Here is a 19,967-nt window from a genome sequence, read left to right on the forward strand (position 1 = left end):
GGCGGGCGCCGTCAGAGGGGCGAGCGTCATGGGCGGACGAGCGTCGGCGCGGGCCGTGGCCGGCGGCGCTAGGCGTCGTCTGACGCGCGGGTCGCCCGGTCGAAGGTATCGACCAGCTCGTCCGCGCACAGCTCCGGATCCAGCCCGTCGACCAGCCGGTCGGCCACGGCGTCGATCGCGGCCCGCAGCGTCGTGGCCATGATGGTCGAGTCGAACGACCGGAACGTCCCCGTACGCCGCCCATCATCGAAGAACGCCACCAACCGGCCGATCGCCGCGTCTCGCTCCTGGCCGCCGAGCGGGGCGGAGTTGAAGGCGATCTGCTGAACGGCCCGCACATGGTCGGGATGGGCGGCGATGAAGGCCACGTTCGACCGGATGTACGCCTGGAGCAGGTCGCGGGCGCCGTCGGCGGCGTCGAGCGCGGGCCGCATGAAGGCGGCCGCGTCGTCCACGACCGTGCGGACCACGGCCGCCAGCAGCTCGTCCTTGCTGGAGAAGTGGTAGGAGATGAGCCGTTTGCTGCTGAGCCCGGCATACTCGCAGATGGCCTCGAAGGTCGTCGCGGCGTAACCGCGTCCGGCCAGCAGGGCGATCGTGGCCTGGGTGATCTGGGCCTTGCGTGCCTCAGTCGCCGCATGACGAGCTGTCTCCATGTCATCCGAGCTTGCCACGCTTCGGGTACGCCTGCCGTACGGTCCGGCGGTTGACGAGCGTTGCGACGGCCACCAGCAGCACCCCGACCAGGCCCTGCTCGACCCGCATCCACAGCGGGTAGCCGCTGGACGGGACGGCCACGATGAGCAGGATCCCGATGGGGGCGATGGTCGCGATGAAGCGGATGCGGACATAGGCGGCCCGCCTGCCCTTCTCGGCCTGGCCGGTGAGTGCGATGAGCCAGGCGGCAGCGGCGGCCACGGCCACGCCGCGTACCCACACCACCCAGTCCCCGCCGACGATGGCCGCCACCACCAGAGCCAGGACCGAGACGGCGAGCATGACGACGAAGAGCGTCCTGACGGGAGTCCAGATTTTGTTATCCATGCGAGTAAATTTATCCGCGCGGATAACAAAGAGCAAGTAGCGATCGGCACGGCATAGGCCGTGCCGATCATCCGTTCGTCACATGTTGATCGTGTGGTGTGGTTTTCGGTAGCACGCGACCTGTGACCTCGTCAAACAAGAGACTTAGCCCCAGCTCACGGTACTTTCCGGGAGTCTGGGGCTTCTTGTTGTTCCGGGTTGATCACCGCTGTTGTCAGCACCGGTGCTGACGTTGTGCTGACCCGTGATGGCCCCACCCTCTGAGAGCCTCTTGACTACCCTCCCGAGTGCGTTCAGGCTCGCATATGCGCAAGGAGCCGCAAACCACAGAGGTAGGAGACCACCGTGGCGATAACGTTCTACGGCAAGGACCCAACCAATCCGGGCAACAACTGTCCGGCCGTATTCCGGGACGAGGCAACGGGTGACTTCTTCTTCCAGGGGGAGACCGTTGTTGATCCAGAGATCCTTGCGAGGGTCACAGCCGACAGCCCCATCCTGGATACGGAGTCGGTAGTGCGACTCCCCGAGCGCATGATCGAGATCATCATGGAGGCATGCCGTGACAGAGTTCGGCGAGCTGCTGGCGAAGTGTGAGCACACAGCCTTCAAGCTGGAGTTCAGAGACCAGTACATGACCGGTGATCCCGGCTACCTCGCTTGGGAGGCCGGAGATCTCGCCGAAGCAGTGCGGCTGTACTCCGAGTGGACCGCCACCGCCCGCACGGCAATCGTTCGAGGGGTGAGCATGCGGAGGGTCCGCGTGGTGTCCGAGCCGGTGAGCACCTACATCGCCTTCGAGCATGCCGTCACGCCAGGAGTGAACCTGGCGGCGGGTGAGGCGATCAGATGGCTACCGAGGCACCTAGCTTCGGATCTGGCTCTGCCGGGAAATGACGTGTGGGTCTTCGATGACCGCATGGTGCAGTTCTGCCACTTCGCGGGCGACGGCGCATGGGTCTCCAATGATGAGACCGATGATCCGGCAACCGTAGCGTTGTGTTCGTCAGCGTTCGCGGCTGCCTGGGACCGCGCCATCGACCATGAGGGGTATCGGATCTAGTCGCCCCGCTGATCACGTCTCGCACAGACTCATGTCCACCCCGCATTCTTCCAGCTCCAGCGCTCAGGCAGCCAGACAAGCCCTTGCCGCCCGACTGCGCGACCTACGGCTTGACGCGCATCTGACTTCCCGAGCACTGGCAGCTCTGGCGGGGTGGCATGAGGCCAAAACCTCGCGGATCGAACACGGCAAGAAGCAGCCATCCGAGGGCGACATAGCGGCTTGGGTGCAGGCATGCGGAGTGCCCGGCCTGCTACCTGAGCTGATCGCCGAACTCCGTGCCGTGGATTCGGCTTGGCTGGACTGGCGGCGAGCTGAGAAGTCGGGCCTCACCCACCTGAATGCCGCCGTCCGAGAGTTGTACGAGCGGACCAAGGTGTATCGCTCCTACTGCCAGGACGTCATTCCTGGGCTCCTTCAAACGGCCGGGTACACCACGGCCACCCTGGCGGCGATCCGGGACGGCAGACGCGTCCCTGTCGATGATGTCGCCGAAGCCGTCGCCGAGCGGATGGCTCGGCAGCACATCCTCTACGAGGGCAACCACCGGTTTGTGTTCATCCTGGAGGCAGCGGTGCTGACCTACCGGCGCGGCGGCCCTGAGGTGATGATTGGACAGCTCGGTTACCTGCTGGAAGCGATGGCGCTTCCCTCTGTGTCACTGGCGGTGATCCCGCCCAACGTGGAGCGGGCGGGGCGGTGGCCTGTCGAGAACTTCTACATCTTTGATGACGCGCAAGCGAATGTGGAACTGGTATCTGGCTTCCTCACGATCACGCAACCGAGGGAGATCGCCATGTACGCCGAGACGTTCACTCGGCTCCATGAGATAGCCGTTTTCGGACGACAGGCGCGTGCCCTAATCAAGTCAGCGATGGACTCCTTGGAGTAGGCGCCCGCAAGTATCCGCAAGTTTCTGGTGCTCTGGGATCACTCGCTCCTAGCGTCGAGACATGGCCGTCACTCACACAACCGCATCAGCCGAAGACCTGTTGGGGGAGCCGATCCGGGAGGCGGAGGCGGCAGCGCAGAACGCCGCCCTCGACCGGGTTCTTGAGCATCTGACGGCCGAAGGCGTCAACGCGCAACTGATCAAGCGGCTTGCGGTCGAGTGTGAGGCCGAGCCGTACCAGCCTGCCGACAAGCTTCGGTACCCACCCCAGCTCATCGTCTACGCGAATGCCGGTTGGCGGGTCGCCACGGTGACCATCGGGGTTCGCTCGGGCGCCTACATGGTCGAGCTGGCGCGTGGGGGACCTGACAACGAGCTGCGGGCCGACAGGGTGGAGGTCGTACCGGCAGAGCAGCCGGGCCGCGTTGCTCTGCTGGTCGCTCAGAACGCCGGAGCGTTGGCATGAGCAGAGCCAAGGTAAGCGAGACAGCGTTCCGCTACCCGTACGTGATCGGGTGGACAGGCGAGACTCAGAATCCTCCACTGAAGTGGGTACCGCGCCGTGGCGGGCTGCGACTGGGCTACGTCGTGTCGCACCGCGACGACTTCGGCAACGGTGTCCTTCGCCTTCGGCAGAGTCAGAACCGAGGCGGGCGGCCCGACTTCAAGACGGTCAACACGCTGCGGCAGTGGCGCTGCATGGAAAAGCGGCTGTGTCAGGTGTGCGCCCGTTCTGCTGTGGATCGGGCGACGGGCCGAATCTGGTGGTTGCTGTCGGGAGATGGGCGTGATGGCGATGGCTATACCAACGCGCCGCCGACGTGCCGGGGATGCATCCCGGAGGCGATCGCGCAGTGTTCGCACCTGCGGCGTAACGCGGCCGTCTTCACCGTGGGCGACTGTTCGCCGTACGGGGTGCGCGCGGATTTGTTTGTTCCTTACCTGCCGCCGCTGGTTCCGTTCGAGCGGAACGCCGTCCTGGCGTTCGACGACTACGACATGCATCACGTGCTCGCCCGTGAGCTGTTAATGCGGCTACAGGACGTGCAGCCGGCCGTGACAGAAGGTGATGCGCCGTGGGCGGCTTAGGCAATGTCGAGCTGGGCGTGCGCATGCTGCGCATGACCGCCGCCTACCTGGCTCTCTGCCCGCTGCTGGGACTGGTCTCGCTCATCGTGCAGTCGTTCATGAACGACTGGCGCCGGGGCTGGCGTCCGTGGAAGAGCGGAGAGCGCCCCTAAAGACAGCCCCGGTTGAGGTGTTCTCGCTGGTTCTCCCTCTTCCGGGGTGCCGTTCGCCCCTGGCAGGCCGGAAACCCCATTCACACTCACTCCGGCTTGCCGGGGGTTCAGACGCCCCCGACCAGACAGGCAGACGAACCCCCCACCAATGGTTTCCTGCCTGAAGGATCGCGCTTCCCCTGTACGCGGTCGGCCCGCCCTCTGGTCGGGGGCCTTTCTATGCGAAAGGACGGCTCGAATGGGAAAGAAGCCAAAGGACGACGAGAAGAAGCCAGAGAAGAAGCCGCCGAAGACTCTATGTCAACAACACGGCCACGATTGGGGACTTCCAAATCCAGCAACTTCTACGGCTAAATGCAGGAGATGCCCCGCCACGCTCCATTGGCCCTAGAACCGATCCAGAAACGGGAAAGCCCTCACCGCCCCGCTTGGTCCATCATTCCCTGCCAAGCAGGGCCTTTGCGTACCGGCCAGGGGAGCGCGTACGTTTGCCATTTCACGTACCGGCCTTCGGGGATGACGTACCAATGGGCAGGCCCTCGACCGTAGCCGGGGGCCTGCCCTGCCGGACGTTAGGCCGCTATCTCAGGAGCCTGGAAGAGCGCTTCGGCATTGCCCTTGGCCCGGCTCCTGCGGGGAGCCTTGGCCTTGGTCACCGTGGCCGTTTGGGGTGTGCTGGCCGCAGCCTGCTTGGCCATCATGGACATCAGGATCTCCTGGAGCATCTCCGCCCCGGCCTCAGAGGACAGGAACGCCTTGACGGCTTCCGACGAGACGGCAGGCTCCTCGGTGACCTGCTCTACCGGTTCGGGCTCAGGAGCCGTCTCACGCTCAGGCGTGACGCTCTGGGCGGCGTCGATCTCGTCCCACTCGTCATCCGACAGGTAGTACGGCGTGGGCTGGGTCTCCTCTTCCGGGGCGGCCTCCTCCTCGGGAGTTGCCTCCTCGGTGGTGGCCAACTCGGCGGGCTCCTCCACAGAGTCGTGGATTTCGTCCATGAGGATCTCGGGAAGCTCCTCCCCCTCAGAGTCAGTAAGTTCGTTTGAGCGGTCCGCAGTCTCCTCGGGAGCTTCGTAGCGGTAGACCAGGGCGGGCCTGCCCCCGCCCTGTGGCTGAACCTTGGTCATGGTCACGCTGGGAAGCTCGGAGATGATTTCGTTCATCTCAGCGGCCTTACGGCCGAACTTGCGGAACAGGGCCGTGCTGTTGACGCCCTCAGAGCCAGCGGCCTTGATGAACTGCTCCACGCGCGTGCCCACCGTCTCCTCAGCCGAACCTCCGGCGTTGGCCACGTCCGGCGAGAGGTAGGTGACCGAGTCGCACATGTAGGAGACCAGGCCCGTTGCGGCTTCCAGGTCCCGAGTCGTGATCTCGTCTCTGCGGTCGGCCAGCGCGTACAGGGCGCTGAGACGCCACACGTAGTCAGCCGCGCGAGCGGCGAACTGCTCCATGGCCTCACGGCCCAGCGTCATGGAGTCGATCATCTCCGAGAGCTGGTCATCCCACAGCGCCATGGCGCTGCGCGAGACGGTGACCTCTTCCACGTCCCGAGCGAACGCCACCGCATTGCGGAACTCCCTCACGAGAGGCCGCATCAGCTCAGACCAGGCATAGACGCTGATCTGTTCCGAGAGCTTGATCTTCTTGGAGCGCTCGACGAACAGGCACAGGAAGCGGTTCAGGGTGCCCCCGGCGCGGTCGGCCTTGCCGATGCTGCCCGCGAACTCAGCGGGAGTCACGTTCCCGATGATGGACACGTGGGGAGCGTCTACGTGAATCACGGCTTCCTTGGTGCGGTTGCTGATCGAGGCCCCTTCCCAGCTACGCCGGATGGCCTTGCCGAAGGACTTGTATCGAGCCGACACCTTCAGCAGGTCAGCGAACTCCTCCTCGATCATCAGAGCGTTGCCGTTCATGTCCGCCAGGGTGGAGACGTAGGCAGGCCCGGACTGGGGACACCCCTCCAGGACCGTGGACTTGGCCCAGTCGGGAAGCGCGCCCTTGACCACCTGAAGTGCGGCACGGGTAGCCGTGCCCTTGCGCCCCATGCCGGTGTTGCCGATCAGCACGATCCACGTGCTCAAGGTCTGGCACTGCGTGCCGTAGACCACCTGAGGCAGGTTGGTGATGGCTGAACTGAAGGCGCTCAGCAGAGCGCCCAAGATGCCCACAGGGTCGGCCTCGCTGTGCGGGGTGATGGTCTGCACGATCCTGCCCAGAAGGCCGCTGTAGACCACGGGGGAGACCTGGGGACGGGCAGCGACGGTGTTGGACTGCATGAGCTACGCTCCTTGATTGGTGGCCCCAGAGCGCAAGCGACGCCAATCTCTGTCGCTCTGGGGCTGTCTTATGTCTGAGGCTGGTTTCTCGATCCCGAGTTTGTTTGTTTCGGCGTTCGGTTGATCAAGTCCAGCGATCAGCAAAGTGTCATGAGCGTGAATCTCGTGTCAATACCTTTGCTCGAATTAACTCCGAGAAAGTTTGTTAAGACAGGTCAACAGGCAAGGGTTGCTCGGGAAGGTTAATTAGAGTGTCGACCAGGGGGTATGCACTTTTTGAGGGCGGACGTGACCCCGAGGGGGGTGGTTCCTCCGACCAGGTACGAGTCTGGGACTTTTCAAGAAGACATAAAACATGCTCTGAGCTGGACTACAGTCTTCTTATGGGGTGGAGAAACTTACAAAACTCGCAGTCCAGAAAGCAAGAATTCCCCGGACTCTTCCATTGAATCCAGGGGACTTCGTGCGTCTTCAGAATTAACTTAGGCGGCCCACTTCACAGCGGCCTTCACGAGGCCCTCGGAATCCTTCACGGCGACGTTGGGCGCGGTGGGCTGCTTGCCACCAGGGAAGGACAGAACCCGAGCGCCGTACAGGTGCAGGGCGTCTATCTGGTCGCGTCGATACTTCTCCACCGGCTGACTCCGGAAGTCGGTGAACTGGCTGGCGAACGTGGTGAAGGACCTTTGTCCGGCCAGAATGTCCACGCCGGTCGGCATGGCCGTGGTGGACAGGAGCGTGAACCCGGCCAGGCGGGCAACCACGCCGTTGGCCGTGGCCCCGGCCTCACCCAGAGCGGCGGCGTTGGCCACGTCAGGGGCACGCATCAGATAGCGCTTGGCCTTGGGGCCGACGACAACGTATCGACCGTCCGGCACCTTGCCAGTGTCGAGCTTCTCCATCATGTCGAAGATGGCTTCCAACAGCGCCTCGCCCTTGTCACGGCTGTCAGCCTGGGCGCTTACGTTCACCTGAGGGAGGCTGGTAGCCGAGGCCGCAATGGTCGCGCCAACGAACGCGTCCGTAGAGGCCGCCAGAGCACGGATGGACTCCAGAGCGGCCGGCGCGGCCAGAGCGCCGGCCACTTGTACCGTCTCGATGTTGCGCACATAGAAGGCGACGTAGTCGGCCTCGCTGATGTCTACGTACTGCTCAACGGTCTTCAGGTCTTCGATCGTCATTCCGGCAACGTCGTCATAGCGCCCCACGTTGGGTCGGATGAGGCCGTTGACCACCATCCGGTCACCTTGTGCGGTGATGTCGCCCTCATAGTCGGTGTTCACCACCAGAGGTGAGGCCCACACCAGCAGCGGATCAAACTGGGTGAGAAGCTCGCTGCTCCACTCGGTGGGAACGAACGCATGCGTACCTGCGTGCGCGTATGCGGGGATCGGGTTAATTGCCAAAGAGAAATCCTTTCAGTAGGGGTTAGCGGCGTGCTCGCGCATCCAGGGAAACGCCACGATCAACGGGCGGACCTGAACCTTGAGGGCCGATGCCCACGCCTTGGGGATACGTGGGCTTCCTGGTCGCAGAACCGAGCGAAGTAACAAACTCTGTGATCGCGTCAAGGTCGGCCGTTCCTTCCCCGGTGAGGAAGGCGGACATGTTCAGCCTGGAGATCGCCTCTGGGGCCAGCTCCATGCCGCGCTGTTGGGCGGCCTGCTGGAGATGAATCTCAGCCAGCGTCAGAGCGTGCTCTTGCTGCATCGCGGCCATGGCCTGTTCCAGTTCCGCACCTTTGGCCGTTGCGGCCTCCAGTTCGGCGCTGGCGACCTTCCACCGCGCTTCGTTAGCCCGGCTGAGGCTCTTCCACTTATCGGTCTCAGAGTTGATCTGAGAGCCTTCTGAGATTGCTTCGGCCACCGGCTCCATTTCGGTGGTGGCGTCAAGCGTGTTAGTCGGTGAGTCGTCCATTTCGGCTACTCCCTTCGATAGTCAATTCGTGGGTGCGTGTTGGGGCTTACCAGGTGCGCATACGCAGCTCGTCATGCTCGGGCGTCGCCTGCCACGCGTAGGTAAGCGACCTCGGGTTGTCCAGATCGCCGTTCACGGACACGATACGGATGGCAGAGTCCAAGTCGCCTTCACGCCAGGCGGTGAGGATCTCCAGAGCGCTCATAGTCTCAAGCTGGGTAACGGTAATCATCAGTGTTGTTCTCCAAAGGTGTGAGTGTGAGGGGATGAAGAAGGCCCCCGGCACGAGGTCACCGAGGGCCTTCAACAGCCTGTGTGGTGCGGGAGAGTCTAGAATTCCTCCCCTACCCTCTATTAGAGGGGGAAGTTAACTATTTGTGCGAGAAACCTCACCTCACGGCCGTCCGGATCTCCCACAGCACATCATCACAACGCAATGAGCAGTACGGATCGAACTCTTCAGCATCGATCTTGAGCCCACACTTCAGACACAAGCCCTTGCTGCGGCGATAACGCTGCTGCGCATGCTCCCGGTCGCGTAACCGTTTAGCGGCCTGACGGCACTCGGCCGAGCAGTAGCGACGCCAAGGCCCAGGACGGCCCGAACCCAGCTTCCTGGTCTCCTTGCACAGCTTGTCGCAATATCCGCACTTGAATACCAGGGTGAGATAATCTCGCTGAGAGCGCCATGACACATCTACTCCTTATCTGCCGCGCTGGGGGAAGCGGCTTGCCAACTAACGAACTAACGAATTATCGTGCGTTCGTTCGGCGGGCTCTTCCGGCCCGATCCCGAAGAGTCTTGGCTTGATGACAGGCCCGGTGAGCGGCGCGAAGGTTGTCGTAATCCCAGCCGCCGCCATCGGCAACGGCCGTCACGTGATCCACCTCGTTGGCAGCGGCCTGCCCACATAAATAACAAACTCCAGCATCACGCTTGAGAACCGCCCTGCGGCGGTGGTTCCAATCCTTCGGCCTAGACAGATTCCTCTTGGACGTCACCGCCCACGGCTTACGGCGGTGGGCGGAACACTTGCCTTCGCCGCGCACGGCGATCTGATGACATCCACTCTCACTGCAAATCTTGTTAGCCAGGGCCAACGGCCCTCCAATCGTCTAAGTAACTATCAATCCATGGCAGCCTTCAAATGCTGCCTTATCTAATCAACTAGTCACAACTAATGGGCCTTCCGGCTAGTGCCTCCAGGCCCTTTAGATAGCTGGTTGAAGTAGGGGCCAGCCCCCAAGCTGGCCCCTTAACTATTCCTTCGTCTGGCTCGTCGTCCCTCCTCGCCTGCCGAAGGAACACAAGAATAGAGAGGAAGTCGCATTTGTGCAGGTCAGGGACATAATCCAGTCCAGGATCTTCGGATCAACGGGTCTGGATTCATAGGACTACCACATCGGTCCAGCATCATAGGACTCATGGGCCATGGTCGAATCGACATTCGACACATAGCCCGACTCCCACGTTTGATGAACGGGACACATTGCGCCCTTGTCCAATCCGCGTTCCCAGAATTCTCGCGGAAGCCATACGCAGGTTTCCCCGCCGCGAGGCAGTACGAGCCCTGCCAAGCGAAGCTTTTTCAACGTGTCGTAGACGGTTGACCGCGAAGCGGGCTTAACAGTCCCGTCCGGTTTCTCTCGGCTAAGGACCTGCCGCAGCTCCCCCGCTTTGAATACAGCGTGCCCTGTGTTGTTTGCGCGAGCGATGGCGGCCAAAAGGAGTCGGGCATCTAAGGAAAGATTGCGCCCCTGACGGGCCACGCTGCCCGCATACCGCTGAAAAACCTTGCCAAACTGATGTTCAGGAAAAGTCAATTCGATCCCTTGCCATAGTCCACTCCAACTGATTAGTGATCGCATTTCCCCCTGTCTCGATGGTCAATGGATGGCTTGGCGGTCAATCCAGGTCTCTACGTCGCGTTCCCTGAACATCACGCGTCGGCCGATGCGGTGGCCCTTCAGGTTCCAGGGCTTCCATCGGTTGTAGACCGTGCTCTTTGGCACGCCCAGGTGGGCGGCCACCTCTTCCACACTCATGAGTCGGTTGCTTCCTCCGCTGCCCAAATCGCTTTCCTCTCTCATGTGCGGGCACGCTGCGCCCGCAATCTGTACGCCTCGCGTCGTGTCCGCTGTGCAGTTGTCAAAGGCATGCCCGTGACCGCCCCGGCCGGGCGTGGCCTCGCAGCCCTTCCCGGCCCGGCGCGGCGGGCGGTGATCACCGTTGCACATTCAGGTACAGATGGTCAAGCAATACATGAACAGTCTTCCAGACTGTCCGTGAATGGTGTAGCGTCATCGCCATGACCAAACAAGAGGAACCGCACACACACACGCACGCGAGAGAAGAGGTGCGGCCCGAGCAGGGCCCCGGCTACCACCTCCAGCACTGGTACGACGGCTGGCAGGTGGACATGTGGTGGTCGTCCAACAGCACGGGCGGCCCTACCGAACTGCGCATCACCACCAACGACCCCGAACTGATGGCCCGAGGCATCACCACGGGCACGCTGCGATCCATCCCACTGGCCGACATCGCGCGAGAGCTGAAGAGCGACCTTCAGCGACTCAGCCGCGAACAAGACATCTTCCACGTGCTGGAACCGCGCACCGATTGGGCGATGCGGCACATTCGGCAGACCGTCAAGGACAACCCCAAGCCAGGCCGGACCGGGCGACCGGAGTCCTTCCACCTCGCCATAGCCGTCCTCTACGTCTGGTATGTGCTCATGCGCGAGCCCAACCCCGTGCAGGACCTCGCCGAGATCGTGGGTGCGGACCGAAGAGCAGCAGCCAACTGGATCTCCCTGGCCCGCAAGAACGGCATGCTCACCGAGGCCGCCGAACGCCAATCGGGCGGCACCCTGACCGACAAGGCCGTCTCACTGCTCAAGGCGATGAACGAAAGCGAGGAAACGAACTAACGTGGCCAGCCTGATCAAGAAATGCGAGTGCGCCGACACCAAAGCCGGACGCACACTCGACCTCCGCAAGGCCGACGACCGCAAGACCGCCGAACGATCCTGGGGCAAGTGCGGCCACTCCTGGACCGTCCGCTACCGGCTCGGCGGACGCGGCACCAAGCAACAGGAGCAGTCCTACCCGCACAACATGAAGAAGGACGCAGAAGCGTTCATTCTGGAGATCAAGTCCGACAAGGTGAGCGGCTTACGCCGCACCATCGATCCCAAAGCCGGAGCGATCACTTTCGCCGACTACGCGGACAGCTGGCTCTCAGGCCGTGTCGGGCTGTCGGCCAAGAGCGTTGAGATCTACGGCAATGCGCTGAAGAACCAGATCAACCCGACTCTCGGTCACCTTCGGCTGAATGCCATCACCAGGCAGACCATCAAGAACTTCATCTCAGCCCTGATCAAGGCAGCGTACGCGCCGAACACCATCCACAGCGCCTATATGGTCGTGGCCGCAATCTTCAGCGAGGCCACAAAGGACAAGCTCATCCCCGAGTCGCCCTGCACGGACATCGAACTGCCCAGCGCCGCGCAGAGACAGGAGTTTCTGGTTCCCTCCTGGGCGCAGATCAGCAAGCTCGCCGACTCCATGCCAGCCCGCTGGGCGGCGACGGTGTGGCTCATGGCCGGATGCGGTCTCCGGGTATCCGAAGCGTTCGCCGTCGCTGAGGGAGGCGTGATGTTCGGCGGCCGGAGACTGCGCATCCACGAGCAGGTGACCAGAAAGCGCGTGTTAGGCCCACTCAAGCACCGTGAGGAAGGGGACTACCGGGTCATGCCGCTGCCGCCGTTCGTTCACTCCGCCATCACCACGCACATCGAGAGCCACGGCACCGCCGACGGGTACCTGTTCCAGGCAGCCAAGGGAGGTTGGGTGGGGTACGAGACTTATCGGCTGGCGTTCGCCGCCGCAGCCAAGACGGTGGGCCTTCCCGAGGACTTCACCCCTCACGGACTCCGCCACTCCTACGCGTCCATGCAACTTGCCCAGGGCATCCCCATCACGGACGTGTCCCGATGGCTGGGACACCAGGACATCGGGATCACATTCCGTACGTACGGCCACCTCGTGGACGAGGCGTGGGACAGGGCGCTCGACGTGATGCAGGCCGGTTATCAGACGGGCATCGCCGAAGTCCCGGCAGCAGCGTGCTGACTTCGTGCTGACCACGAAGACCCATAAATGCCTGTCTACCTGGGGCTTTTGCCCCCAGCGATCACATGTTGATCATGTGGCCGGCGAGGCCGTGGATCGCTTCCTTGACCGCTTCGCCGAGCGTGGGGTGGGCGTGCACGTTGCGCGCGACCTCGTGCACGGTGAGGTCCCACTGCTGGGCCAGCGTCAGCTCGGGCAGCAGCTCCGTCACCTCCGGGCCGATCAGGTGCGCGCCGAGCAGCTCGCCGTACTTGTTGTCGCTGATGATCTTGACGAAGCCGTTCGCGTCGCCCAGGCCGTGCGCCTTGCCGTTCGCGGTGAACGGGAACTTGACCGCCTTCACGTCATAGCCCAGGTCCCGGGCCTGCGCCTCGGTGTAGCCGAAGCTGGCCACCTGCGGCTGGCAGTACGTGGCCCGCGGGATCATCACGTAGTCGAGCTCCATGGTCTCCGCGTCGCCGATCGTCTCGGCCGCGATGATGCCCATGGACTCGGCGGCGTGCGCCAGCATCAGCTTGGCGGTGACGTCGCCGATGGCGAAGATGTGCGGCACGTTCGTCCGGCACCTGCCGTCGATCGCGATCGCGCCCCTGTCGGTGAGGGCCACGCCGGTCTTCTCCAGGCCGTAGCCGTCGACGCGCGGTGCGAAGCCGATGGCCTGCAGCACCTTGTCGGCCTCCAGCACCTGCTGCTGCCCGTCGCGGGTGACGGTCACCTTGACCGAGGCACCGGTGTCCTCGATGCCGTCGACGCGGGTGGAGGTGAGCACCTCGATGCCGAGCCGCTTGTAGCGCTTGGCCAGCTCGGCCGAGACCTCCGCGTCCTCCAGCGGGACCATGCGGTCGAGGAACTCCACGATCGTCACCTTGACGCCGTAGTTGTGCAGGACGTACGCGAACTCCACCCCGATCGCGCCCGCGCCCGCGATGATGATGCTGCCGGGAAGCTGATCGGTCATGATCTGCTCCTCGTACGTCACCACCCGCTCCGAGAGCGACGTGCCCGGGATCAGCCTGGTGCTGGCCCCGGTGGCGATGATGCAGGTGGCGAAGGTGATCGTCTCGTCGTTCACCTGGATGGTGTTGGCGTCGAGGAACGTACCGCGGCCGTCGTACTCCGTGATGGCGTTCTTCTTCATCAGGTAGTGGACGCCCTTGACCCGCCCGTCGGCCACCTTGCGGCTGCGCTGGAAGGCGGCGCCGTAGTCGAAGCTGACCTCGCCGCTGATGCCGAAGGTCTTGGCCTCGTTGTGGAAAATGTGCGCGAGCTCGGCGTTGCGCAGCAGTGCCTTGGACGGGATACAGCCCACGTTCAGGCAGACGCCACCCCAGTACTTCTCCTCGATGACCGCTGCGCGCAGCCCGAGCTGGGCGGCGCGGACCGCGGCCGTGTACCCTCCGGGACCCGCGCCGAGAACGACGACGTCATAGTGAGTGCTCATGAGTCGGACCATACCGTCCACCTAGCGCTACCCCTGAACCTCGCCCCTGTGCCAATGACCCGGCCGATCGCGCTCGGTTGGATCGAGGCATGACCGAATTCCCCGGACGGTGGCCCGAAGGCGTCAGCCTGGTGATCGCACCGGTCCTCATGCTGGCGGGCGTACTGCTGCGCCTGCCGTACGACGCCTTCTTCCCGCGCCAGCTCGCGGCCTTCGCCGGGGACCCAGCGCTGATGACCGCCTCCTACAGCTGTTTCGCCGCCGGCAACGTGCTGCTCTGGCCTGGCGTGCTCGGCCTCGTGCGGCGCTCGCCCGGCTCGCGGTGGGTGCTGTGGGGCGGGGTGATGGTGATGCTGGGCCTGTTCGAGCGGGCCTTCCACGCCGGGGTCAGCCATCTGGCGTTCCAGCTGGTCTCCGTGCAGGGCCTGCCGGCCGCGGAGCGGGCGGTGGCGGACTCCTATGGAGCCTTCCACGTCTTCGCCTCGCTCAGCGTGGCGCTGTTCTTCGGCTGGATCGTGCTGGCCGTCGGCCTGTGGCGGGCCGGCACGCTGGATCTCGTACGGGCGGTCGCCCTCGGCCTGATGTCCGCGCTGCCGATCGGCGTGCTCAAGGGCACCGGCGTGATGTCGATCGTGGCCACCGCGGGCCTGTGCGTCGCGCTCGTGCCCTTCGGCGTCAAAGTGCTACGCGACGGTCCCGCGCCGAAGTGGTGGGCGTTCCCGCTGGCCCTCGCCATCGGCGCGGGCGCGGTGGTGCTCGGCACCCTCGGCTAGACGTCCACCTTGTACGGCAGCGCCAGCTCGTCCGCCGGGACCCCACGGATGCCCCAGTTGACCTGGGGCATCTCGATGATCGTGATCTCCACGTCCTCGGCGGCGAGCCCCGACCTCTCGTAGATCGTCCGGATCAGCGCCCGCTTGGCGTCGTCGCTGCGGCCGGTGAAGCAGACCACCTCGATGATCAGGTAGTCCGGGCCGCGCTGCGGGCACACGAAGTCCTCGGCGTCGAGCAGCAGGAACCGGTGGAACCGCTTGTCCTCCGGCAGCCCCCACGCGCTGACCACGCAGGAGTGCAGGAGATCCGAGAGCTCCCGCTGTCGCCCGGCCCACACGTCCCGCCGACCGTAGATCTTGAGCTGCGCCATGCCCGTCAATATAGGGGGTCCCCGTGATTGGTAGCCTGACCCCTGATGTATCGCCTCGTGTTCACGCAGGTCTTGCGACGTTTCGACGCCGAGGCCGTGCACCATCTGACTGTCAGGGCCCTTGCGCTGCTCTCGGCGCTGCCCCTGCTCAAGCGGCTGCTCTATCGAGCGCTCGCGCCGCACGACCCGGCTCTGCGCGTCAGCGCGTTCGGCGTGCACTTCCCCGGACCGCTCGGCCTGGCCGCCGGGTTCGACAAGGACGCCGCCTGCGCCGAGGGCGTCGCCGCTCTGGGCTTCGGCCATGTCGAGGTCGGCACCATCACCGCGCACGCCCAGCCGGGCAACCCCCGGCCCCGGTTGTTCAGGCTGGTGCCGGGACGGGCCGTCATCAACCGGATGGGCTTCAACAACGCCGGGGCGGCCGCCGCGTCGCGCCGCCTGCGCCGCCCCCGGGGGCTGCCGGTCGTGGTCGGGGTCAACATCGGCAAGACCAAGGTGGTGCCCGAGTCCGGGGCCGTCGCCGACTACGTGGCCAGTGCCAAGGAGCTGGCGTCGCTGGCCGACTACCTCGTGGTCAACGTGAGCTCGCCCAACACCCCCGGACTGCGCGACCTGCAGGCCGTGTCGCTGCTGCGCCCGCTGCTCGCCTCGGTCAAGGAGGTCGCCGACGGCACGCCGCGCCGCACTCCGCTGCTGGTGAAGATCGCCCCCGACCTCGCGGACGAGGACATCGACGCGGTCGCCGACCTGGCGCTGGAGCTGGGGCTCGACGGGATCATCGCGACCAACACCACGATCCGGCACGGCGGCGAGACCGGCGGGCTGTCGGGCCGCCCGCTCAAGGCACGCTCCCTGCAGGTGCTGCGCCGGCTGCGGGCTCGCGTCGGCGACCGGCTCACCCTGGTCTCCGTGGGTGGTGTGGAGGACGTCGACGACGTGTGGGAACGCCTGCTCGCCGGGGCCACCCTGGTCCAGGGCTACACCGGGTGGATCTACGGCGGGCCGTTCTGGGCCGCGCGCATCCACCGGCAGCTCGCGCGCCGCGTCCGCCGCCACGGCCTCACCTCGATCTCAGAAGCGATCGGCCGTACGGCCTGAAACGGGTGGGCGGACGGGAGCCCACGGCAGGCGGAAGAACGAGCCAACTGGGACAGCGGGCGTTCCCCGCGTTGCTAGGGTTCCCGGATGCTCGATGATCTGCACGACACACCCGCGCGCCTGTGCCGGGACTACCTCGAACTGGCCGATCGCCACGCACCGGGTCTGATCGAGGGGCTGTACCTGCAGGGATCGATCGCACTGGGCGACTACCGGCCGCGGGTGAGCGACGTCGACTTCGTCGCGGTGACCGGCCGGCCGCCCGATCCCGCCGCGCTTCGTACGATCCACGCCGAGCTGAAGACCCGTGGGACCAAGCCGCACTTCGACGGCCTCTACGTCACCTGGAACGACCTGCGCAAGGACCCGGCACAGGCGCCCGACGGTCCGTCGGTGCACGAATGGCGGCTGACCGAGTCCGGAAGGTTCGAGCGCGGCCTGGTCACCTGGCACGTGCTGGCCCAAGGTGGCGTGACCGTGAGAGGGCCGTCGGCGGCCCAGCTCGGCATCCACACCGACTGGGACACCCTCGCCAAGCGGACCAGGGAGAACCTGGCGACGTACTGGACCAGGTGGGTACACCACAGCGCCCGGCCGGCCTCCCGGGCGGGCGTGGCCGCGCTGCGCGAGTTCCAGACCGCGTGGGGAGCGCTCGGCGTCACCCGCCTGCGTCAGACGCTCGCGGTGGGCGAGGTGACGTCGAAGGCCGCCGCGGGCGAATATGCGCTGGAGGTGTTCGACGCGCGCTGGCACCGGATCGTCCGCGAGGCGCTGCGGATCAGGCTGGGCGGGCCCGCGCTCTACCGCAATCCGTTCCGGCGCCGGGCCGATCTGCTGGCCTTCATGACCATGGTGCTGGAGATGTGACGGACGGTCACACGCTGGGCCTGGTCGACTCCGCGTCGTGGGTCATCGAGTCCACCCGCTTCATCACCTCGGCCACGCGTACGGTGGCGGGCCGGTGGGGTCTGCGTCGCTGCCACGGCTTGGGCCCGTCCAGCGGCCGGTACTCCACCCCGATCGCGTCGAGCCGGCCGAGATGCTCCTCAAGGCGGGCGGGGAAGTCGGCCGCCGCCGAGCCGGACCACGCCACCTCCGCCAGGGCGCACGCCCGCGGCCACGCCCGGTAGTCGAGCGTACGAGGGTCGGGGATGCGCTCGGTCCAGAGCTGGGCCTGGGCCCCGACGACCCGCGACCGCTCTTCGCCGGACCAGTCGTCCGGGGCGGGGGAGAAGGCCGCGACGTCGGCGACGGTGATCGCGTCACCGATCGCCATGGGCTCGTCGGCCGACGCCGACTCCGCGTAGTCGAAGTACAGCGGGAACACCGGCGTCGCGATCACGTCGTGGCCCGCCGCGGCGGCCCGCCGGCCGACGCCCATCCCGCGCCACGGCATCACCAGCGTGTCGTGCCGCAGCTCGCCGCTGACGAACGCCTCGTCCCACACGACCGCCCGCGCGCCGCGGTCCGCGAGCACGTCGGCGAGCCGGCGCAGGAACCACGCCTGCAACTCGCCCATGGACGACAGGCCCAGCGAGTCGCGGTAGGCGGTGATCTCGGGGGAGGCGGCCCAGTGGTCGAGCACCACCTCGTCGCCGCCGATGTGCACGTATGGGGTCTCGCCGATGGCGCCGATCAGCTCGTCGAAGATCGCGGTCAGGAACTCGACCGTGGGCGGCATGGGGGACAGGATGGCCGGGGTGATGCCCCACCGCTCCAGCACCTGGTAGTCGTCGTCGGAGGAGCCGAACTCCGGATAGGCCGCCAGGATCGCCTGGGCGTGCCCCGGCACGTCGATCTCCGGCACGACGGTGACCGCGCGGGCCCGCGCGTAGGCGGCGATCTCCGTCAGGTCATCGAGCGAGTAGTAGCCGCCGTGCGGGATCTCGTCGTAGGCCTCGGGCTCCCGGTAGTGGTTGGTCGCGGTACGTGAGCGGTGCGAGGCCACCTCGTGCAGCCGCGGGTACGCCCTGCTCTCCACCCGCCAGCCCTGGTCGTCGACCAGGTGCAGGTGGAGCCGGTTGAGCTTGTGCATCCCCATCAGCTCGATCAGGCGGAGCACCTCACGCTTGGGGAAGAAGTGCCTGGCCACGTCGAGATGCAGGCCACGCCAGGAGAAGCGGGGAGCGTCCTCGATCCGCACCCCGGGAACGATCCACGCCGCCTCGGCCGAGAAACGGTAGGACGCGGGTGGCAGCAACTGGTGCAGCGACTGCCCCGCGTAGAAGGCGCCCGCCCGGTCACCCGCCGTGATCTCCACCCCGCGCGACCCCACGACCAGCCGGTACGCCTCCGGGCCGAGGGCCGGGTCGTGCCGCAGATCGACGGCTCCCGCGTCGCCCGGCCGCAGGTCGAGCACCGGCAGCGCCAGTCGTACGGCGTCGACCAGGTCCTCGGGCCCCGAGATGGCCGCGCCCGAGGTCAGCTCGTAGGAACCGGAGAGATCGTTCAGCAGATTGGGGCGAGGAATCATGCTTTGAGATAGTGCTGCAAACCGTCGGCCAGCGCTACTGCGATCCGCTGTCGGAACGCGGAATCCTGGAACTTGGCCGCCTCGGCCGCGTTGCGCATGTTGCCGCACTCGATGAAGATCTTCGGCACCGTCGACAGGTTGAGGCCGCCGAGGTCGTTGCGGAAGTCGAGGGCCTTGCTGCCGATGTAGGTCGAGTAGGGCAGGCCGGTCCCCTTCTGGTACGCGTCACGCACGGCCAGGCCCAGCCTGCGCGAGTCGGCCACGACGGGGTCGACCGGGCCGTTGATCTTCTTCGGCATGATGACGTGGAAGCCGTAGTTGGCGGCCGCCGCGCCGTCGCCGTGCACGGAGATCGCGGCGTCGGCCTTGGCCTTGTTGCCGATCGCGGCCCGTTCGGTGATGCACGGCCCGACGCTGCTGTTGTCGGCCCTGGTCAGCTTCACCGTGGCGCCGCGGGTCTTGAGGATCTTGACCATGCGGTTGGCGACGTCCCAGGTGAAGGCGGCCTCGGTGTAGTGGCTGTTGGTCTCGGTGCCCGTCGTGTCGCACGGCTTCCATTTGGTCAGCACGTTGACCTTGCGGTTGACGGCCTTCGGATCGCGGTAGTTGCCGCCGTTGTGCCCCGGGTCGATGACGATGGTCTTGCCCTCCAGCGGCCGGGCCGCTGCCTGGGGCTTGGTACGAGCCTGCGCCGGGGCGGGGGCCAGGGTCGTCGCGGCCGCTTGGGCGGCCTGACCTGCCGCGGCGCCACCGCTGCCGGTGCTGCCGCACGCGGTGGCGATCAGGCCGCAGACAGCGAGGAGTGACGCAGGAAGAGCACGCATGCGTTCCAACTTACGTCAAGAGCGGTCCTCGCCAGACGCTTATGTCCAGAGCGGTCCCCGCCGCAGGCTCACCTCAGGGGCGGGCGTCACCAGACGTGTTCGCCCACCTCCTGCCGTTCGAGCAGCGCGGCCAGCTCCCGAGCGTCCTCGGCGTCGAGACCGAGAACGACGCGCGGACGTCCCCATGGGTGGTCGAGGGAGTGGGCGACGTAGCTGGCCACGGACTCCGCGCCGACGTCGGTACCCCTGTCCCTGCCCGCGCGCCACTGCGCCCAGGCGCGTTCGAGCTCGGTCGCCGCGCGCTGGGCGCAGGACACCAGTTCCGGATCACGCATGGCTGTCCCCCCGGATCAGATCGTGTCGCTTGACCTGACGAGTAAACCTCCGTGCGGCGCCGCCGCCGCACGGGTTGACCCA

24 protein-coding genes are annotated in these 19,967 nt (G+C 65.6%); 11 read left to right on the plus strand and 13 right to left on the minus strand.

All coding sequences use genetic code 11. The annotated features are described in order from the left end of the window. Positions 1–68: 68 nt before the first annotated feature. Together KME78_RS28985 and KME78_RS28990 are read right to left on the minus strand one after the other, a co-directional pair. Entirely contained in the window at positions 69–656 is a 588-nt protein-coding gene (locus KME78_RS28985) for a TetR/AcrR family transcriptional regulator (protein WP_219532532.1), read from the minus strand. 1 nt (position 657) lies between these two features. Beyond that, a complete protein-coding gene (locus KME78_RS28990) occupies positions 658–1,044 on the minus strand; it encodes a hypothetical protein (protein WP_219532533.1) in 387 nt (128 codons plus the stop codon). A 345-nt stretch (positions 1,045–1,389) separates the two neighbouring features. On the opposite strand from KME78_RS28990, the gene KME78_RS28995 reads away from it, so the two are divergent. The 6 genes from KME78_RS28995 (at position 1,390) to KME78_RS29020 (ending at position 4,240) form a co-directional block, all read left to right on the plus strand. Further along, positions 1,390–1,641 carry a hypothetical protein gene (locus KME78_RS28995; protein ID WP_219532534.1) on the plus strand — a complete coding sequence of 84 codons (252 nt, stop codon included), beginning with the start codon at positions 1,390–1,392 and terminating at the stop codon, positions 1,639–1,641. Next, positions 1,607–2,107: a DUF6879 family protein gene (locus tag KME78_RS29000; protein ID WP_219532535.1), complete on the plus strand. Its 501-nt coding sequence runs from the start codon at positions 1,607–1,609 to the stop codon at positions 2,105–2,107. Before KME78_RS28995 ends, KME78_RS29000 begins: the two co-directional genes overlap by 35 nt. A 31-nt stretch (positions 2,108–2,138) precedes the next feature. Then, a complete protein-coding gene (locus KME78_RS29005) occupies positions 2,139–2,999 on the plus strand; it encodes a helix-turn-helix domain-containing protein (protein ID WP_219532536.1) in 861 nt (286 codons plus the stop codon). A gap of 61 nt (positions 3,000–3,060) precedes the next feature. Further along, positions 3,061–3,465: a hypothetical protein gene (locus KME78_RS29010; protein ID WP_219532537.1), complete on the plus strand. Its 405-nt coding sequence runs from the start codon at positions 3,061–3,063 to the stop codon at positions 3,463–3,465. Continuing rightward, entirely contained in the window at positions 3,462–4,088 is a 627-nt protein-coding gene (locus KME78_RS29015) for a hypothetical protein (RefSeq protein WP_219532538.1), read from the plus strand. Before KME78_RS29010 ends, KME78_RS29015 begins: the two co-directional genes overlap by 4 nt. Then, entirely contained in the window at positions 4,076–4,240 is a 165-nt protein-coding gene (locus KME78_RS29020; RefSeq protein WP_219532539.1) for a hypothetical protein, read from the plus strand. The genes KME78_RS29015 and KME78_RS29020 overlap by 13 nt, the downstream gene beginning before the upstream one ends. Before the next feature lie 572 nt (positions 4,241–4,812). On the opposite strand, the gene KME78_RS29025 is transcribed toward KME78_RS29020, so the two are convergent. The 6 genes from KME78_RS29025 to KME78_RS29050 form a co-directional block, all read right to left on the minus strand. After that, the gene (locus KME78_RS29025; protein WP_219532540.1) at positions 4,813–6,519 is read right to left on the minus strand and encodes a YfjI family protein; all 1,707 of its coding nucleotides are present in this window, start codon (positions 6,517–6,519) and stop codon (positions 4,813–4,815) included. Positions 6,520–7,001: 482 nt separating this feature from the next. After that, positions 7,002–7,925 carry a hypothetical protein gene (locus tag KME78_RS29030; RefSeq protein WP_219532541.1) on the minus strand — a complete coding sequence of 308 codons (924 nt, stop codon included), beginning with the start codon at positions 7,923–7,925 and terminating at the stop codon, positions 7,002–7,004. Between the two features lie 22 nt (positions 7,926–7,947). Then, on the minus strand, positions 7,948–8,436 hold the full coding sequence (locus KME78_RS29035; protein WP_219532542.1) for a hypothetical protein: 489 nt from the start codon (positions 8,434–8,436) through the stop codon (positions 7,948–7,950). A gap of 46 nt (positions 8,437–8,482) precedes the next feature. Further along, on the minus strand, positions 8,483–8,641 hold the full coding sequence (locus KME78_RS29040) for a hypothetical protein (protein ID WP_219532543.1): 159 nt from the start codon (positions 8,639–8,641) through the stop codon (positions 8,483–8,485). A 548-nt stretch (positions 8,642–9,189) separates the two neighbouring features. After that, positions 9,190–9,486 (minus strand): HNH endonuclease, encoded by a 297-nt coding sequence (locus KME78_RS68100; protein WP_372454960.1) that lies wholly within the window; start codon positions 9,484–9,486, stop codon positions 9,190–9,192. A gap of 837 nt (positions 9,487–10,323) precedes the next feature. After that, positions 10,324–10,482, minus strand: a complete 159-nt coding sequence (locus KME78_RS29050; protein WP_246652007.1) for a helix-turn-helix domain-containing protein — start codon at positions 10,480–10,482, stop codon at positions 10,324–10,326. 263 nt (positions 10,483–10,745) lie between these two features. Between KME78_RS29050 and KME78_RS29055 the strand changes: the two genes are divergently transcribed. Beyond that, on the plus strand, positions 10,746–11,366 hold the full coding sequence (locus KME78_RS29055) for a hypothetical protein (RefSeq protein ID WP_219532546.1): 621 nt from the start codon (positions 10,746–10,748) through the stop codon (positions 11,364–11,366). A 1-nt stretch (position 11,367) separates the two neighbouring features. Beyond that, on the plus strand, positions 11,368–12,570 hold the full coding sequence (locus KME78_RS29060; protein WP_219532547.1) for a tyrosine-type recombinase/integrase: 1,203 nt from the start codon (positions 11,368–11,370) through the stop codon (positions 12,568–12,570). Between the two features lie 61 nt (positions 12,571–12,631). Here the strand turns inward: KME78_RS29060 and lpdA are convergent, their stop codons facing one another. Beyond that, a complete protein-coding gene (gene lpdA, locus KME78_RS29065) occupies positions 12,632–14,011 on the minus strand; it encodes a dihydrolipoyl dehydrogenase (protein ID WP_219532548.1) in 1,380 nt (459 codons plus the stop codon). Positions 14,012–14,100: 89 nt separating this feature from the next. Here lpdA and KME78_RS29070 point away from each other — a divergent pair, with 89 nt between their 5' ends. Continuing rightward, positions 14,101–14,784, plus strand: coding sequence for a hypothetical protein (locus tag KME78_RS29070; RefSeq protein ID WP_219532549.1), 684 nt, complete (start codon positions 14,101–14,103; stop codon positions 14,782–14,784). On the opposite strand, the gene KME78_RS29075 is transcribed toward KME78_RS29070, so the two are convergent. After that, positions 14,781–15,155, minus strand: a complete 375-nt coding sequence (locus KME78_RS29075; protein ID WP_219532550.1) for a tautomerase family protein — start codon at positions 15,153–15,155, stop codon at positions 14,781–14,783. The two genes, KME78_RS29070 and KME78_RS29075, sit on opposite strands and share 4 nt — an antisense overlap. Positions 15,156–15,200: 45 nt before the next feature. On the opposite strand from KME78_RS29075, the gene KME78_RS29080 reads away from it, so the two are divergent. Next, positions 15,201–16,253 carry a quinone-dependent dihydroorotate dehydrogenase gene (locus KME78_RS29080; RefSeq protein WP_219532551.1) on the plus strand — a complete coding sequence of 351 codons (1,053 nt, stop codon included), beginning with the start codon at positions 15,201–15,203 and terminating at the stop codon, positions 16,251–16,253. An 87-nt stretch (positions 16,254–16,340) separates the two neighbouring features. After that, complete coding sequence (locus KME78_RS29085) at positions 16,341–17,120, plus strand: nucleotidyltransferase domain-containing protein (RefSeq protein WP_219532552.1); 780 nt, start codon at positions 16,341–16,343, stop codon at positions 17,118–17,120. Positions 17,121–17,127: 7 nt separating this feature from the next. On the opposite strand, the gene KME78_RS29090 is transcribed toward KME78_RS29085, so the two are convergent. The 3 genes from KME78_RS29090 to KME78_RS29100 all read right to left on the minus strand — a co-directional run bounded on the left by KME78_RS29090 (position 17,128) and on the right by KME78_RS29100 (position 19,885). Next, positions 17,128–18,726 carry a beta-N-acetylhexosaminidase gene (locus tag KME78_RS29090; RefSeq protein WP_219532553.1) on the minus strand — a complete coding sequence of 533 codons (1,599 nt, stop codon included), beginning with the start codon at positions 18,724–18,726 and terminating at the stop codon, positions 17,128–17,130. Then, positions 18,723–19,550, minus strand: coding sequence for an N-acetylmuramoyl-L-alanine amidase (locus KME78_RS29095; protein ID WP_219532554.1), 828 nt, complete (start codon positions 19,548–19,550; stop codon positions 18,723–18,725). Before KME78_RS29095 ends, KME78_RS29090 begins: the two co-directional genes overlap by 4 nt. A gap of 86 nt (positions 19,551–19,636) precedes the next feature. Further along, complete coding sequence (locus tag KME78_RS29100) at positions 19,637–19,885, minus strand: hypothetical protein (RefSeq protein ID WP_219532555.1); 249 nt, start codon at positions 19,883–19,885, stop codon at positions 19,637–19,639. Positions 19,886–19,967 lie beyond the last annotated feature (82 nt).

The sequence above is a fragment of the Nonomuraea guangzhouensis genome, from assembly GCF_019396345.1.
In the GTDB taxonomy this organism is placed as follows: domain Bacteria; phylum Actinomycetota; class Actinomycetes; order Streptosporangiales; family Streptosporangiaceae; genus Nonomuraea; species Nonomuraea guangzhouensis.